Below are 17051 nucleotides of genomic sequence, written 5' to 3'. Positions count from 1 at the left end.
ATGCTTCCCTGGAGACTTATTGTGGTTGTGGTGCCCGGCAATACTTACCGCGACAAAAGGTAGCAGTAGAGAGGCGCAGCCGCCGCCATACACATGGGAGGGTCGGTCCTGAAAGGTTCATGCCATCGTCTAGGGCGCCGCTTTGCGACCCACAGCCGCTATGCCCACCGCAGCTGCCAGCAATGACATCAGTAACAGGCCCCATTGGCTGAGCGTAGGAATGGACGCTACCCCGCCCGGCGCCGCTAGCAAAACTGGCGCGAAGGGGTCTGCAATCACGCCCAATGTGGGGTCGTTGTCACCGACGCCGTTGTCGGTGACCGAATAGCTCACAGAGTCGCCAGTGATCGTTCCATGCGGGAACCATGAGGCTGTGCCTGCGCCGCCCCCTTGTGGGCCGTATTTGCGCGGCTGCAAGCCGTTCAGGCTACCCGCCGGATAGTCGATCTTTACGTTGAGTGTGGCGTTGTTGCAGCCCGCCCCAGTAGCTATGAAACTGAACACCCCCAGCGGAAGGGTTCCTCCCACTGGGGCAGCCACTCCATTCGACGGTGTTGCTGTGAACTGGATGTTCCCGACATTGCAGCCCACCGCAGATCCGGTAAAGCTCACCTGCGCGTTACCACCCCGGGGCAGCGGCAAACTGTCGGGCTGCACAACATGGGTCAGAGGCGCGGCCACCGCCGTTGCGTTGTTGGCATCACCTGCATAGGCAGCGGTGATGGCATGCATGCCCACTCCCAGGGCGCTGGTGGCGCAGGTGGCGGCCCCACCAACCACCACGCTCGTGCACAGCGGTATGGCCCCATCGGAGAACGTGATGCTGCCCGCAGCGCTGGCTGCACCGCTCAGGGAGGCCGTGAACGCAATGCTGGCGCCCACAACACTGGTGCTAGTGCCTGATGTGAGTGTCAAGATTGGCTGAAAGAGAACTTTCTGCACGAGGGCGCTGGATGCGGCAGCCGCGTTGTTGGCATCGCCCGCGTAGGCTGCAGTGATAGTGTGCGTGCCAGAAGCCAGGCTATTGGTGGTGCAGGTGGCCGCCCCGGCTGTCACCATCTCCGTGCAAATTGTGGTGACCCCGTAAGAAAACGTGATGCTGCCCGTGGGGTTAAACGCGCTGCTCAAGGTAGCCGTGAAAGTGACGCTCCCCCCTGGCATGCTGGGGTTGCTTCCCGTAGCCAGCGCTACGGTGGGCTGTGCCTGCGCCGATGCCAGCAGCCGCAACTGCTGCGGAGCGGTGGCGGTGGAGCCTCCAGCGCCGTCTGCCCCGCTCGTACGTGAGGCGCGCACCCCGCAAAGACCGGCAGCCGTGGCGGTAAGCACGTTGCCGCTCAACGAGCAGGTGCCGGGCGTCCACGTGTCAAAGGTGACTGGAGATGCGCCGCCGGCATTGGAGGTTGCCGTGAGTGTTGTCTGACTGCCCAATGGCAGTGCACGTAGCGGGGTGCCGACATCGCCAGGGGCGAAAACCAGCGCCTGGCCCGCCAGGCTGACGGCTTGGGTGCTTTGCGCGTCGCTGTCGATACCCAGTTGGCCGTTGGTGTTCGCCCCCCAGCACTGCATCGTGCCAGCGGTGGTCAATGCACACGTATGAAATTTGCCAGCAGATATGGCAGTAACGCCGCCGATTTGCAGGCCGGTCGGAACGCTGGCTTGGCCGCTGTAGTTTTCTCCCCAGCATCGCACGCCACCAGCCGCAGTCAGTGCACAGGTGAAGGCGTTTCCGGCCGAAATGGCCACCACTCCGCCGGTTTGCAAGTCTGCGGGAACACTGGCTTGATTCAACGCGTTGAAGCCCCAGCATTGCACGCCTCCCCCGGTAGTGAGTGCACAAACGTGGTTCGAGCCTGCCGTGATTGCTTTTGCACCGCTGGTTCTCAACCCGAGAGGGACATCGGTTTGGTGCAGGACGTTGTAGCCCCAGCACTGCACGCCGCCAGCAGTCGTCAGCGCACAGGTGGATCCGCTGCCCAAAGCAATGGCCATGGCACCGCTACTTTGCAAGCCAGGCGGGACGTCAGTTTCCCCGTCGACGTTTGCCCCCCAGCATTCCACGCCACCCGATATGGTGAGGGCGCAGGTGTGACCACTACCCACCGCAATGGCTGTAGCGCCGTTGTTTTGCAGCGCTGTAGGCACTTCGGTCTGACGGTTCAGGCTGAAGCCCCAGCACTGCACGCCACCCGCCGTGGTCAGTGCGCAGGTATGGCTGTACCCAGCAGCCACTGCCGCCGCGCCCGCATTGAGCAGCAGGGCCGGGACATCGGTCTGCCCGTAGGTATTGAGACCCCAGCACCGCAATCCACCGCCTGTGGACACGGCACAGGTGTGCTGGTCATGGCCCGACATACTGCGCACACTATGGGCCAACGTGCTGGGAACAGTGGCTTGCTGGCGATTGTCCAGCCCCCAGCATTGGATCGCTCCGACCGTCGTCAACGCACACGCATGTCCTTCGCCTGTCGCGATCGCTGCCACGCCGTTTTGCAACGCGGCCGGGACGGTGGCCTGCCCCTCACTGTCGTCGCCCCAGCACTGCACGCCTGCAGCCGTCGTCACCGCGCAGGTGTAGTAGAAGCCCGCCGCAATGGTCACTGCCCCGCCGTTCTGCAGTGCGAGCGGAACGCCTGCTTGGCTCCAGTTGTTCAACCCCCAGCATTGCACTGCGCCCGCAGTGGTCAGTGCGCAGGTGTGCATCCCGCCCGCTGCGATAGCGGTTGCACCACCACTCTGCAGTGCAATGGGAACGCTGGTGCGCCCACTGCCGCCGGCACCCCAGCACTGCACTGCACCAGCCGTTGTAAGTGCGCATGTGTGCTCAAAGCCCGCTGAGACGGCGACAGTCCCCGCGCTTTGCAACGCGGGAGGAACGGTGGTTTGGCCGCTGGCACCAGCGCCCCAGCACAGCACAGCCCCCGCGGTGCTCACGGCGCAACTGTGGCTGGTGCCCACAGAGATGGCCGCTGCCCCTCCGCTCTGCAGCTCCGCGGGGACCGTGGTTTTTCCGTCTGTGTTCTCGCCCCAGCACAGCACCGCGCCCGCCGTGGTCAGTACGCAGGTGTGTCGGCCACCCGTGGTGACAGCGGCGACACCACCGCTTTGCAAAGCAGCGGGAACAGTGGTTTGATCGAAATCGTTTGCCCCCCAGCACTGCAAGCCGCCCACTGCCTTGAGCGCGCACGTGTGCAAGCCTCCTCCTGCCACCTGGGTAGAGGGTGCGCCCAACAGCGTCGGCCCCAGAGACTGTGCGCTAGCGGGCGCTGCGGTCCACAGGCCCAGGCAGCACAGCACGAACGCAAGGGCACGGAGGAAATACACAGGTATGTGCAAAGGCATTGCGGGTTTTCGCTCGTGGTGTGTATTGGTACGGAATGAAAAAATGGCCATCACACTCACTCAGCTGCAGTGAAAGGCCGCAATGCCCACTACAGGAATGCACACGCGATAGGCTGCGAACAGCTTGGACGTGAAAGATCCGGCGACAGCCCGCAAGGCCGTTTCGCACTCCTCCTCGCCGTTGTCAGCAACCTGGAAGACCAAGGTGTGGGCGTTGTTGCTCAAGGCTGTGGCGCTGGGCAGGGCACGGGCAATTAGAGAGTGACGCACGGTTTATCTCAGGTGAGCGCTGAATGGCAGCGCTGCGGCGCCGGGGACAATCCCGAGGGTCAATGGCCGACTGGGGGCTATTTGCTATACCGGGAGGTCATCAGCAATTCCGTCCAAGCCGTGTTTCAAATTCTCACTAAATTGATTGGCCGACTTTGACCGTGCGTCTCACTTGGCATATTTTTTTGCAGATTGGTGCAAAAGATTCATGACTGCCTACCCATTCGGCGGGCGATCAACCCGTAGTCGTAGTCTGTAATGAATGGCCCTGTCGTCTTGGATCAGGTTATGGAAGCATGAATAATCCCGGGTCCATGACCTCCGCCGCCGACCGCTACGCCTATCCCACCATCTCTGCGGGACTGACGTCGCCTTTGCCGGCGGTGCACCAGCATTTCACGGTGGCGCACGAGGCGGTAGGCTCTCAAGCACTGGTCTGGAGCGAATATGTGGGGCGCATTCTTGACACGCCCGTTTCGAGCAGCCAAGTCAAGCATGGGTTTCAGGGGGACCTGGACGCCTACGTGTTGCCCGACATGACCTACCTGGACAGCCGAACGGACCGACTGGTTCAGGCACGAACAGGGGCACGCATCTCCCGGGATTCCGTGCGCGACTTCGTTTTCCATGTGGCGGCCTATGGAATGCTGGAGACGCATGTGAAGCAGGGACTGCACTGCCGCTCCACTCAGTTCGTGCCGGGCATCCTGGCGCTGGACATGAACCAGCCCATGCGCATGGTGCGGCCCACCAAGGTGCGGGCGTTAGCGTTCTTTCTGCCCCGTGCGTTGGTAGAGTCCGAGATTGCCGATGCGGAATCCATCCACGGCCGGGTGATCGCATATTCCTCTCCGCTAACCCGCCTGATCCTGGACCATCTCTTCACGCTGTGCCACAGGTTGGCATCGATGCCGGCCGACGAAGCCGCCACCACGATCCGCACCTGCGCCCATCTGATCCTGGCGGCTTTCAGCAAGCAGCATGACCTGAGCCAGCGCGCCCGCGCTGCGGCTCGCTTGGCGGTGCAAAGCCAAGTGCGCCGCTACGTTCAGGCCAACTTGCACAATATGGACCTTTCACCGGAAAGCATCATGGAGCGGTTTCCCATCCCGCGTCCCACGCTCTACCGGATGTTCGAAGAGGAAGGAGGGCTGGCCAACTACATCCGCCACTGCCGCCTCTGGGCCTCGGCGCAGGACTTGGTACAACGACGTGACATGGCCGTAGTGCAGGTGGGCTACAGCTTTGGGTTTGGCAGCGCCTCCGACTTCTCTCGGGCGTTCCGGCGGGCCTTTGGGGTGGCACCGCAGGAATATCGGGCACATCAATTCAGCATGGAAAGCAGCGGCGTGCAAGGCGCTGCGCAGGGGTGGGGCAAGCGTCTCTGAGCTGACCTTTCACGCTCAAATCTGGTGGGGCTAGCCGCCTTCGGCCATGAGGGCTTACTCCTTGGTAGCGGCAAGCTCGCAACGAACGGGACCGACTGGATGTGATCGACGAGTACAAATTGCTCGTTCACCCCAGGATCGCTGGGCACGGCTCAACCCTGTACGAGTGCGGGCTGTCCAGCACGCGACAGCTCCAGTTGCGTTCGGCGAAGCCGCTTCGCAGCGGCGTTGTCGCCATGCACTACCAAGGCTCAACCCACCTCGTACACTCGCATGCACACATAGTATCTATGGGGATGGGATGAATCTGCTTAAGTTCTGTGTCTTTGTGGCGCTAGTGGCTGCCGCGAGCGCTGCAAATGCGACGTTCACGATAAACATAGTCCAGAGCGGGCCCGATGTCGTCATGACGGGCAGCGGCTCTATCGACACCACCGGCTTTCCGGGTTCTCTGGGGTTGTCAAGCTGCGGCATCCTTACGGGGGCAGTATCTGTGTTGGTAGTGGGTCGGCGGCGGACACTTATTCGAACGTACTCACTCCACCAGTATCTGCAGTTACTACTGGCCTCATATCTCAGGCCACCACTGCCACTGGGCCAGCCGTATATCTCTTCAATGCCGTCCTGGGATTGCCAGGCGCATATGTTTCTGGCACGCCTATTTCGAATTCATCGACTTTCTCAGGCAGAACGATAGCTGGACTAGGTCTAACCAACGGAGCTACCCGCACATTTACTCTGCCTTCAGGCGACACGATAGTTCTTAATGTAGGGCCCCCCATCCCACCCGTTGCAACTGCCACCGCTCCAATTCCCACTCTCAGCGATTACGCTCTGGTGGGTCTCATATTACTGATGGCAATGATCGGTATCGCCGCTGTCAGGCGCGGACGCACAGGGAACTGACCCAAAGAAAAATCCCGACAAGCTCAATACTTGCCGGGGTTCCCACTGAAGCGTTGCGGGTGGAGGCGCAACACCTTCCGGTCCTAAAGGCCAGCTGCTGCAAGCGGTTTTAGCTCCCAATGAATGGAATCTGCACTAGCCGCCGGCCATCTCTGGAACATGACTGGGTGCAATCAGCCTAAAGCAGCACGCCACCAGTAGCTTCGGCCTCAAATCCGCAAGTTCCCACCTCTACAAAAACAATGGCCAGAAGTTGCGACCCGGCTTTCTAAGCCGGTGGCAGTTGAGCGAGCGGCTGAGATCGCGATTCGGTCTACTCCCGTCTGCGGTGGATGTACGGGCTCTGAGACTTCGGACCGCACTTCCATTGCGGGCCATCAGTTGCGGACTTATCAGTCCTAGTAAAAAATTTCTTGCATTCTGTTACGACATCGCTGAAAAAGAGGTTGGTCAGCCGATGCTGAGCAGACGTTGAAATACAAAACACTCTGGAGGGATCTATGGCACATCAAGCCGCATTGCGTGTGGGGGCGTCGGTATCTTGGTCAACATCTGAAAGCTTGCCCAGTTCTGCGGCTGATGAGCTACGCAGATCTGAAAAACATGACGCTGCCTCATCCGCCATCTGTGCCTCGCAAACGGTCCTGTACAGCACAGTTGCAAAACTGATTGTTGCTACATGTCTGTTTGCCGGAAGTGCACTAACGGCTAACGCTTTTGACCTTTCTCCGAAGGGTACGCGTTATGACCGTGACGCCGTCAAAGCGTGGGCACCCTCATGGCTAGACGGGATTCTTTCCTCGTTGGCCGACAAGGGCCTTCCTAGATTCAAGCAATCGGTACACGAAGAGATCACCCATCGCGCCTACGATTGCAACTATGAGGGCCTTGGCATTTGCAGCAACCCAGATGCTGACTACGCCACCCCGTACATCATCGCCGGCGTCCGATGGAACGATGATCCGCCGTTTCAGATGAAAAGCGACCAAGCAAAAGGAACTTCGTGCAAGACCACCTATGCCGATGGACGGCCAATGACAATCAGGTTCATTACACAGCCGCGATGCTGGGGTGAGCTGTTTCTTGCAGCAGAAAAACAGATCAAGGCGACTCCGGAAAAAACTTTCGACGCCGCAAACCAATCTGCGCTACCACTACGCTCCCATTTTGGAGATCTGCAGTTCATTCATTCGATGGCGTCGGCGAACGACGAGGATCCGGTTGAGACACGTCGGAAAATTCTGAGCTGGGCAGAGTTCACCTGGGGAGTCGTTAGGGGCGACTATGAACTTGGCACTTGGCTCAAAGATGTCAAAGTGCCAGTCATCGAACAGTTTTTTGGCACTAGTGGATGGAGGGTGCAAGAGTTGTTTACGCTGGGCGACCCCAGCTTACGCGCTCATCTTGGAGACATCGCATTTGGGAGTCTGCTGCACATGGTGGAGGATAGCTTCGCGGCAGGTCATGTGGACCGGATGGAGCCCGCTAACGGAGACAAGTGTGCAGGCAGTCAGCACCGCGCCCCTGGCCCAATACAGGAGTTCCATTCGTATACCCATCAAGATTCCGCGAAACATGCTGACGCAGACAGCCGTATGGCATTCGTCAACAACCGTTTGACGCCTGACGTAGTCGATGTCGGTAGAACTCTCGTCGCATTGCGCAAGGCAAAGGCGGACTGGTCCGAGGTTGGCCCGTATCTCGAGTGTGTCTATCAATTGACGCCAACTGTGCGCAAGGCTACAGCCGGGAATTTCTAGGCCAAAAGCTGAAATAGAAAACCGATCGGCTTGGAGCTAAGTCGGCAATACGCGAAGATTTCGGCAGTACAGCGACTCATGGTGCAAGCGGGGGAAATCTATACCCTCAGCACCCTTTGACGTGCTTGTGCCGCACTGCGTAGTGTGTAGACATAAAAAAAGCGCTTAGCTCCCCCGGGACACCCACCAAGGCGAGGGCATTCTGATGAGCAAATTTAGGAATTGCGCAGTGCGGTTTATGGTCCATGGCATCGCCGTTCTCGCATCTTTCGTCTGGCTAGCAGGCTGTACTGCGATGAGCGCTTCGCCTTCCAAGCCTGAGCCCAAGCATGACCTCGGCAACCCTCAAAATGTCGAGGACGGACTTTTTGCCGCCGAGCGTGCACACCTTTCTAGCGCCAAGAAACCTAAGGTAGGCCTCGCCCTCGCTGGTGGAGGCACAAAGGCAGCGGCCTTCGCGCACGGCGTCCTACATGGACTCCATGACGCAGGTGTGCTGCAACATGTAGACGTCATTTCCAGTGTGTCAGGCGGCAGCTATGCCGCCATGTGGTACTTCACCAAGCAAATTGAAGCCAAGCGCCACAATTTCGATGCAAAGGAAATTTTTCTCGACTGTTGGCCTGCTTGGCGAATCTACCCACTGGTTGATAGCACCAAAAAAGATTGGCCCGAGTACAAGCATCTGTTCGATGCGGCTGCCAAAAAAGAAGTTAGCGTGTGTGCAAACGGAACGCACAACGTGGCAGGTGATCCGTACCGCTTCCAAGCGCACCTAGTTCGATATCCAGATTTGTTTCGCACGGCTTATACCGCACAGACCAGTAATAAGCAGAGCGCACCCGTAGGAGAATCGCTAGGTCTTCTTGCGAACACTATGTTTGAGCTTCTGGTGGGCTGGATGGGTATCAACACGGGCTTAGTCGACGCCTACCAGGCGGGGATAGAACGGACCTGGGGCCTAAACCCGGAGCGCCGTCAGTTCGGCGCCCCAGACAGACAAGAAGCTTGGTCTTATACCAACGACAACAAGGACTCGCAGGCCTACTACTTGCCACGGATGGACGGCACCACTGCTACCTTTGCTCAGCTGCGCGAACTCTACAAAAACGACACCGCACCACCGATGTGGGTCTTGCAATCCACGCTAGGTAACAAGGGCAAGCTGCCCAATATGGAAACACTGTATGAAATTTCTCCGTTCATTCAGGGCTCACCGAACAAGTTAGCACCATATGAGTCATCCCCGGAGAAATTCGCTCCCGAGATTCAGCAAATCCCGAAAGCAGTTCGCGCTTCGGCCGCTTTCGCAGATTCACAAGGTGTGCAGCCGGGAATTCTCAAATCTTTGATGGTCGGGATCTCTAACCACCTGTTGCCTTCGTCGCGATGGGGAGTAGACATCAAGCTCAAGAACGGCAAGCCAGCACGCCTCAGCGACGGTGGTGGCGCTGACAACCTTGGGCTGATGAGTTTGGTCCGTCGACGTTTGAGTGACATCATCATCGCTGACAGTGCCCAGGATAAAAGGGGAACCATGCACGATCTCTGTTGGGCCCAAAAGGCCTTGGAACAAGAGCGTTTGGTCATGAAATTTGAAAACCTCCAACACTTCGATGAGATCTGCAAATTTCAATTCCCGCCCGCTGGCGATGGGAAGAACCTCGCTTACAACGTTTCCATGTGGCTAAACCCTGTCGTCAGGGGAACTATAACAAGTGAAGACACCGGTCAGCGAACTAACCTTTGGCTAATCAAGCCAGGCTGGAACCAACAAGAAATAAGGGAAGCGTACAACGACAAGGCACTTGAGTGCCAGACCAAACCTACATCCCTGCCATGTGGGTTGATCCTGCACTATGCCAACAACACGGAGTACAAGACCCCCGAGGGGGACTACATGGATTTCCCGCAGGACGGAACGGCGAGCTCCGTACTAAATTTCAGCTCGTACAAAATCACCGCATACAGGGAGCTGGGGCGTTACAACGCTGGCTACTTGAAGTTCGATGATCAGAAAATCGTTCTGGGAAGGCCGGAGCAACTGCAGATTGCACACCCAAACGACAAAGTCAGGCCTGGGCCAAGCATTCCGGCAATGAATGGAGACTGATCTCGCTAGCCACTCGATGGCTGAAATTGTTGTTCATTGTCAATGTTGGTGAAGGTGTCTATCTACGCAAGACACTGCTCGATATTTACTATCCCAAAGTCGAGTCTGCACCGTGTGACGTCGACGCGGCCGGGAGCTGGATTCACGGTGCATGGCAACAAGCTGCCATCGGCTTACCCGGCAGTGCGGTAGCACCGATGACCAGTATCGAGGGAACCGCAGTCATCCAGCTTGGCAGGCCGCAGGTACCCCTTCAAATCGTGGTCGGATGTCAGCTGTTCGCACGGCTGAACTCTCACGGTCTGCCTAAAGCAGTCGTTACGCTGACGCGTCAGAATCTAGACTAGGTTCGGTCCGCTTCGGTTCGGTTCGAAGTTGTGCGGAGGATCTGCAGCGTGACGTGCTATCCAAGTTTCAGCAAGCGCACCAGTTTCGCAAAATCCGTGGGCTTCACCGGATAGTGCTTGAAGCCAACGTATCTCCGCGCTTTCTGTCATCGGAACTGCCATAGCCGGCCAAAGCAATGAACGTCGCAGTGATGCAGTTCGGATACGCGCAGATGCCGCTTCAATGTGTAGACGTTCATTAGCGGCAAGTTCAAGTAGCCAAAGGTCAAACATAAACGCCGTCGGCAAATGAAGGACTCAGGCAATCAGTCCGCAAGGCCTGAAACTCCCGGATTGGTGAGCGGAACGCTGCGTTTTGGTGCAGGCTCGCGCCCGCTACGCGGGCGCCTCACCCAAATTGATTACTCGCAAACCCGCATGTGGCGGTAAGAACGAAATGGCAAACTTTGGGCAGGAGGAAACCGTTATGGGCACTCAATTACTAAAGGTCCTGTTTCTGGGACTTTTCGTTGCACTCACGACAGGGTGCGCGGCAAATCTTAAGCCAGTTGCCACCTTCGGAGCAGGCGCATCTGCTCTTGCGGCCACTTACAAACCGATGGTCAGCGACCTCGAGAAGACCTGCCTCGCACGGCGCACCGAAGAGGCCATCCCCAAGACCTACGGCGAATACAACTACCCCACGACTCTTGTGGTCGCCGCTACGGACTGCAAGGAGATCACCGACAACAAAAAGCTTGTCCAGGAATTTGCCGTAATCCTGGACGGTTATGGCGCCGGTCTTGTCGAGCTCGCGGGGCTCAAAGCTGACGCGCTCTCCGCGGACATCGGCGCGGTTTCCGGTGCGGCCGGCAAGCTGAAGAACGCTGGCGGCACGGCCCTTATCAACAAAACAGAACTTGATCTTGCGACAAAGCTGGCGACCTACGCCGTAGAGATGCTCCTGGGCCACAAGGTCAAGGAGGAGGCCAGGAAGGAGCTTGAGCAAGGTAAGGTCGCCCTCGCAACCACGGTGCAAGCTATGAAGGTTGTGGTCAACACGCCATATCTGAACGAGTTGATGGAACTGGAGAGGCATCTTCGATTTATGGAGGCCAGGCTACTGGCCGGTTCGAACGCCGTACAGGTCCAAGGCAACGACGACGCATCCTTTGCGGCGATGTACCGGGCCATCCCCATGCGTGTTTTGCAGGCTCAGAACCATGAGAGGATCGTCGCTGTCACTAAAGCCAAAGAAAACATCACCAAGTTCAACGAGGCTGCCGACGCACTTACCGCAGCCCACGCCGAACTCATCGTCAAGTTTGACGAAAAGACAGCGATCGAAAAGATGCCCGCACTCCTGGACTTCATCAAGAAAGTTAGGGATCTACGGGACAGCGTTCAAAAGCTTTAATTCGAGGTGACTTTCATGGCAGCTTCTATCCCCCTCGCAACGATTCAGACGGCCGTCACAGCACTCCAAGACAGTAGAACCAAGATGCAGGCGTTCCTCCTGTCAAATCCAGGGAGCTCACTTTATGCCCAAGTTGAGAACTTGGACACGCAGGCAAGCAAGGCGATCGCGGCTTTGAACGGGCAGGCGTTGAAAGTGATTGGTGGAGAAGCCGCCGGGGCGCTTACAGAGCTAAAAAAAATCTCCGATGCGAGCAAGCTCTTCATCGAGAACATCAATGACATCAAGAAAGGACTGAAGGTAATCGCGAGCTTCCTGGTACTTGCTGGAGCAGTCGTGATGGGAGACCCGTCAGGGATCCTGTCGGCCGCAAAAGGGGTCAAGGAGGCGATCCACAACGCGAATGCCGACGCAGCTCTCGGAAATTCCTAACAAGAGGCAAAGAAGTAATCTCGCCACAGGAAAACCTATGGCGCTGCCTTATCCTCCTTATAGCCTTTGGGATCGGAGCTTCGCTTCTAGCAAGTTCTTTGGCTTTCGCGGATGCCGCTGTGACGCGGCACACATGCTCCGTGAGGGGCCCAGCCTACGCGACTTGTGCAAGAGCGCGAGATGGAGATGATTTAAGGAACCTCCCAAGAGGTTGAGGAAGTTTTGTGACTGCAATCTCCCACTTGTCTCACTGACTACGTCAACGGTTGGCCTTTGCGAACCTCGCCTACATGGTAGAGCGCTCCCCAACGTCGCAAGTGAATCTCCCCTGGATTGAACTGACCCCCAGAAGTTGGACAAACTTCAAAGGGTTTCATGAAAAAGTATCAAACAGAGGTCAAGCTCAAAGTGGTGACAAGCTTTTTGGCTGGGGACGGCGGAGCGAAGCTGCTGGCTCGACAGTGGTCAGTTCCCGAGGAGAAGATCCGCACTTGGGTGAGCCATTACCGCCTGCACGGCATAGACGGGTTGCGCCCCAAGCGCAGCACGTAAAGTGCGAACGTTTGCTCTGGCGGATAACGGTCATTTGCCTGTGGTCACCGAACGTCCACAACCAGCCTGAAGACGCCAACGACGACGTGGTCGCTTGCAAGCTTTCTGCGCGAGGAGGATAATTCACACCTATGAAAATTCTCACCAACGTGATCAAGGCATCGTTCGCCACCTAGTTGCGCCCCTCGATCGCGTGTCGGAGGGCTGTACGCCTTCCGGTCAATAGAACCCCGGCAGGCTCCACCTCCGGGGTTTTTTGTTTTTAGATCTATCTATTCCCTCACCAACCTATGCGTACCTACGACAAGTTGATTGCCACGATTCCCGACCGCCGGAGCTTGAGTTCCGTGCGCCCGGGCTCCGGCGACAGCACAACTTCCCATCGACGCTAGCCATCAGGCGAATCCATCGCCTGGGCTGGCGCAATGCCAACCAGGCGGCAGCTGCTCGCAGAGCCGAGTGCAGCCGCAAGAAAGATTCGCCATGACCAAGAATTCACGCAACCCCAACAGCAACGCCCTTCTACGCAACCTCGGTGTCATCGCCCACGTCGACGCGGGCAAGACCACAACCACCGAACGCATCCTGTTCTACACCGGCGAGAGCCACCGCATCGGCGAAGTGCACGACGGCACAGCGCACATGGACTTCGACCCGCAAGAGCAAAAGCGCGGCATCACCATCAACAGCGCGGCTGTCACCGTGCACTGGAAGGGCGCGCAGCTCAACCTGATCGACACGCCCGGCCACATCGACTTCAACATCGAGGTGAACCGTTCGCTGCGCGTGCTCGATGGCGCGGTCGTCGTGTTCGACGGCGTGGCCGGCGTGGAGCCGCAGACGGAGACCAACTGGCGCCTTGCCGACAAGTACCGTGTGCCCCGCATTGCCTTCATCAACAAGCTCGACCGCGTGGGAGCCGACTTCCACCGCGTGGTGGCCATGATGGAAGAACGCCTGGGCGTGCGAATCGTTCCCCTGCAGATACCCATCGGAGCGGAAGGCGACTTCCGGGGGGTGGTGGACTTGCTGAGCCTGCGTGCCCGCATCTGGGACAAGGATGACGCCAGCGAGCCTTACCGCGAAGCCGACGTGCCCGCGGACCTGCTTGAGCAAGCCGCGAGCGCCCGCGCCCGCCTGGTCGAAGCTGCCGTGGAGCAGGACGAAGCCGTCCTGCAGGCCTATGTGAACGGCGAAGAGATCGCCGTGGACGTGCTGCGCGCCGCCATCCGAAAGGGTGTGCTGGCCGGTGCCTTCGTGCCCGCGCTGGCCGGCTCGGCCTTCAAGAACCGCGGCGTGGAGCCCCTGCTCGACGCCGTGGTGGACTACCTGCCCTCGCCGGACGACATCGTGCGCGAAGGCAACGAGAAGCCAGCAACAGCGGCCGACCCGTTCGCGGCCCTGGCGTTCAAGGTCGTCACCGACGACCACGGCGCCAAGGTGTTCGTGCGCGTCTACAGCGGCCGGCTGGGCCGGGGCGACGTGGTGCTCAATACCAGCACGGGCAAGACCGAGCGCGTGTCGCGCCTGTACGAAGTGCATGCCGACAAGCACATCGAGCGCGATGAGCTGGTGGCGGGCGACATCGCCGCCGTCGTGGGCCTCAAGGACACGCTGACGGGGCACACCCTGAGCGACCCGGCCCACCCCGTGGTGCTGGAGCAGATCAGTGTGCCCGAGCCGGTGATCCACGTGGCCATCGAACCCAAGGCGAGCGCGGACCAGCAAGGCCTGTCCAAGGCCCTGCAGTCCCTACTGCGCGAAGACCCGAGCCTTCGGCTGCAGCACGACGCCGAATCTGGCCAGACCATTCTGTCCGGCATGGGCGAGCTGCAGCTCGAAGTCTCGATAGAGAAGCTGCGCGCACGCCACGGTGTCAACGTGTCGGTAGGCCGCCCCCAGGTGGCTTATCGCGAAACCATTTCGAAGAGTGTGGAGGTAAGTCATGTGCACAAGAAGCAATCGGGCGGCCCCGGCCAGTTCGCCGAGGTGAAGCTGCAGCTCGAACCCCTGCCCAGGGGTGAAGGCATCCGCTTTGAAAGTCGCATCGTCGGCGGCGCCGTGCCACGCGAGTTCATCCCCGCGGTGGAGGCCGGTGTCCGCCGTGCAGCCCTTGCGGGCGTGGTGGCTGGTTTCCCCGCCGTGGACTTCTTGGCCACGCTGATGGATGGCAGCTTCCATGAGCGTGACTCGTCCACGCTGGCCTTCGAACTAGCGGCCATGGCCGCTTTCCGCGAAGCCTTCGCCAAGGCCGGGCCCCAGTTGCTCGAACCCGTGATGGCTGTGGAGGTCATCACCCCGGCCGACTACCTGGGCGATGCCATCGGCGACCTGAACCGCCGCCGAGGACTGGTGCGGGGCCAAGGCCAACGCGGCAACGCCGCCACGGTCGAAGCCGAGGTACCGCTGAAAGAGATGTTCGGCTACATCGGCAGCCTACGCGCCTTGTCTTCGGGACGTGCGCAGTACTCGATGCGGCTGGACCACTACGGGGTAGTGCCTGCGGGAGAGATGGCTGCTTTAGTGCAGTGAAGTGTTGCGCGCCGGGCCGAGCTGGATGGTTTGGTAGCGCAATTTCAGGAGGGGCGTGGGCAGATGTCTGCGCCCCTTTTTGCTTTCCTTCTACCGACGTAGGCTGCCAGAAGATCACACGCACCTCACAGACTTCATTTCCACCTCACACAGCCATCCAATACTTGCGCGCAACGCTCCAGACTTCTTGAAAGGTAGCAATGTTTATCGCGATCGGACTTGGCATCAGCTTGCTCTGCCTCGCTATCTTTGGAACGGTAGTCTTCTTCCTTGCAAAAGGCATAGCCATTGCTTTGAACACCGTGGCCCATCAGTTGCTCGGATACCGACCACCGGTCGTCGCGCTCCGCGCTGCCTCTGCAGCCTGCGCCCTGGCCCTGGTAGTTCTGCTTCCCATCAAGGGGTGCAACCACTGGCAGGTGGAGCTGTATCGCAAAGCGATTCCGCCCCAGTTCGAGTTGCTGGAGGTCGTGCACCACGATGAGGTCGGAGGGTTCAGAGAGGGCTGCGGATTCGCGATTTTTCGGCTGTCTGACGCGAACCTGGTGCGCATCCGCAGCCAGGGTCTGGCCTACTTTGAAACGGCGAATCTGGGCAAAGATGGCAGGCCGTACCACCAGTACCAGCCTTGGAAAGCCACGCCGGCAGCGGAGCAAGACTGGCTGTTTCGGGGGCAGAACTGCGCAGGCGAACCACCCGAATTGCTGGAGCAAGCCCAGCGCGCTGCAGCAAAGGAGGGAGCGTTCTTCACGACGGGCCATGAGCAGGATCTGGTGGTTGTCCCCGCGCTGGGATTGCTTATCTACTCCTACAACGGGTGACAGGCTGGACGATGGGACCGCTTCGCCAATCTTGTACGACACCTGCCTGGTGCTTCATCCCATCGTCAACATCGCAAGGGTGGGTCCGGTCGCAAGTAGCGCGAGTTCACGGGTATCGAAATGCAGCGAAAGCCGTTGCTCATGTGGTTCCGACGCGGCCATACCCCAACCGTCGCCGCGCAACGAGAAAATCATCGCTTGTAGCCGTTAAGCAAGCCTATGTCGCGTCTTCAATAGACCTAAACCCAGTGCAATGAAGGTACCGCCGACGATGCGATTGAACAGCTTGGCGCGCGCCACTACGTGCTGCTTCACCAGAGAAATGAGGACCACGTAAAAAGCGTGTGAGATCAGCGCGCAGACGGCGAATGTGCTGGTCAGCAGCAGGTACTGCGTGAACAGCGGCATGCCGGGCACGATGAACTGCGGAAACAGCGCCGAGAAAAACAGGATGGCCTTGGGGTTCGTCAACGACACGCCTAGCCCTTGTGCCACCAGTTGCCAGTTTTTGCGCTCACGTCGTGGTGAGGTTGCCTGGTCGGCATCGTTGTTGATCAAGGCCTCATTGCTGCGCCAGCGTTTCACGCCGAGCCATATCAAGTAGATCGCACCAACCACCTTCATGGTCAGAAACGCGCTCGCCGACGTCGCCAGGACGGCGCCCATGCCGATCATCGCCAGCCCCGACACGACGAAGATGCCTGCCGAACTGCCAAGTGAACTGAACACGGTGCGCTTGGCGCCCACGTCCATAGAGTTCGAGACCGCCAGCAGCACGGCCGGGCCGGGGGTAAAACACATCAGCAGAGAGACGCTGCAGAAGAAAAGCCAGTGGGTTAACGCCATGGTGGTGGCCTCCAGTTGCACAAACAAGGCCTATTGTTGTTGAAGCATGGCTGCCACCCTTCGTTCTGGATGGAAGTAAGAGGCGCAAAAGGGCTCCAAACGACATTCGTCTGGAAGACAGGTGATGAGCCGAACGTGCCGCCAGCCTCAAGCAATCTCCTGGTCGGAGGTCGCATGCCACAAACTCAAGCGGAACCTGAGCAATATCGAGCAGCCACTTGGCCGAGCAGGGCGCTAGACCGCGTGGATACTGGGTCGGGCTGTACGACTTTAGTTACCCTGAATACCAGGGGTACTTGTACGAGAGCCCTGCAAGCAGCGGCGCCCCAGGCTTGGCTCAGCACTACAG

The 17051-nt window shown here is 59.0% G+C and carries 12 protein-coding genes; 9 read left to right on the top strand and 3 right to left on the bottom strand.

Features of this window, described 5'->3' with window-relative positions; translation table 11 throughout:
• Positions 1-129: 129 nt before the first annotated feature.
• Entirely contained in the window at positions 130-3339 is a 3210-nt protein-coding gene (locus ACK41V_RS05415) for an IPTL-CTERM sorting domain-containing protein (protein ID WP_409778910.1), read from the bottom strand.
• Between the two features lie 60 nt (positions 3340-3399).
• Entirely contained in the window at positions 3400-3609 is a 210-nt protein-coding gene (locus ACK41V_RS05410) for a hypothetical protein (protein WP_409778907.1), read from the bottom strand.
• Positions 3610-3923: 314 nt separating this feature from the next.
• On the opposite strand from ACK41V_RS05410, the gene ACK41V_RS05405 reads away from it, so the two are divergent.
• From ACK41V_RS05405 to ACK41V_RS05365, 9 genes are all read left to right on the top strand, one after another.
• Positions 3924-4997, top strand: a complete 1074-nt coding sequence (locus tag ACK41V_RS05405; protein WP_409778904.1) for a helix-turn-helix domain-containing protein — start codon at positions 3924-3926, stop codon at positions 4995-4997.
• Between the two features lie 630 nt (positions 4998-5627).
• A complete protein-coding gene (locus ACK41V_RS05400; protein ID WP_409778901.1) occupies positions 5628-5903 on the top strand; it encodes an IPTL-CTERM sorting domain-containing protein in 276 nt (91 codons plus the stop codon).
• A gap of 500 nt (positions 5904-6403) precedes the next feature.
• Entirely contained in the window at positions 6404-7663 is a 1260-nt protein-coding gene (locus tag ACK41V_RS05395; protein WP_409778898.1) for a hypothetical protein, read from the top strand.
• Between the two features lie 238 nt (positions 7664-7901).
• Entirely contained in the window at positions 7902-9776 is a 1875-nt protein-coding gene (locus tag ACK41V_RS05390; RefSeq protein ID WP_409778895.1) for a patatin-like phospholipase family protein, read from the top strand.
• An 813-nt stretch (positions 9777-10589) separates the two neighbouring features.
• Entirely contained in the window at positions 10590-11519 is a 930-nt protein-coding gene (locus ACK41V_RS05385) for a hypothetical protein (protein WP_409778893.1), read from the top strand.
• A gap of 15 nt (positions 11520-11534) precedes the next feature.
• On the top strand, positions 11535-11951 hold the full coding sequence (locus ACK41V_RS05380) for a hypothetical protein (protein WP_409778890.1): 417 nt from the start codon (positions 11535-11537) through the stop codon (positions 11949-11951).
• Positions 11952-12326: 375 nt separating this feature from the next.
• Positions 12327-12503 (top strand): helix-turn-helix domain-containing protein, encoded by a 177-nt coding sequence (locus ACK41V_RS05375; protein WP_409778887.1) that lies wholly within the window; start codon positions 12327-12329, stop codon positions 12501-12503.
• 483 nt (positions 12504-12986) lie between these two features.
• Positions 12987-15035, top strand: coding sequence for an elongation factor G (fusA, locus tag ACK41V_RS05370; protein ID WP_409778884.1), 2049 nt, complete (start codon positions 12987-12989; stop codon positions 15033-15035).
• A 200-nt stretch (positions 15036-15235) separates the two neighbouring features.
• The gene (locus ACK41V_RS05365; RefSeq protein WP_409778881.1) at positions 15236-15856 is read left to right on the top strand and encodes a hypothetical protein; all 621 of its coding nucleotides are present in this window, start codon (positions 15236-15238) and stop codon (positions 15854-15856) included.
• Between the two features lie 207 nt (positions 15857-16063).
• Here the strand turns inward: ACK41V_RS05365 and ACK41V_RS05360 are convergent, their stop codons facing one another.
• Positions 16064-16702: a LysE family translocator gene (locus tag ACK41V_RS05360; protein ID WP_409778879.1), complete on the bottom strand. Its 639-nt coding sequence runs from the start codon at positions 16700-16702 to the stop codon at positions 16064-16066.
• Positions 16703-17051: the final 349 nt, after the last annotated feature.

The sequence above is a fragment of the Acidovorax sp. genome (genome assembly GCF_046291265.1).
Lineage (GTDB): Bacteria > Pseudomonadota > Gammaproteobacteria > Burkholderiales > Burkholderiaceae_C > Acidovorax.
The sequence above is the reverse complement of the archived record's forward strand: the minus strand, read 5'-3'. Positions and strand labels throughout refer to the sequence as shown.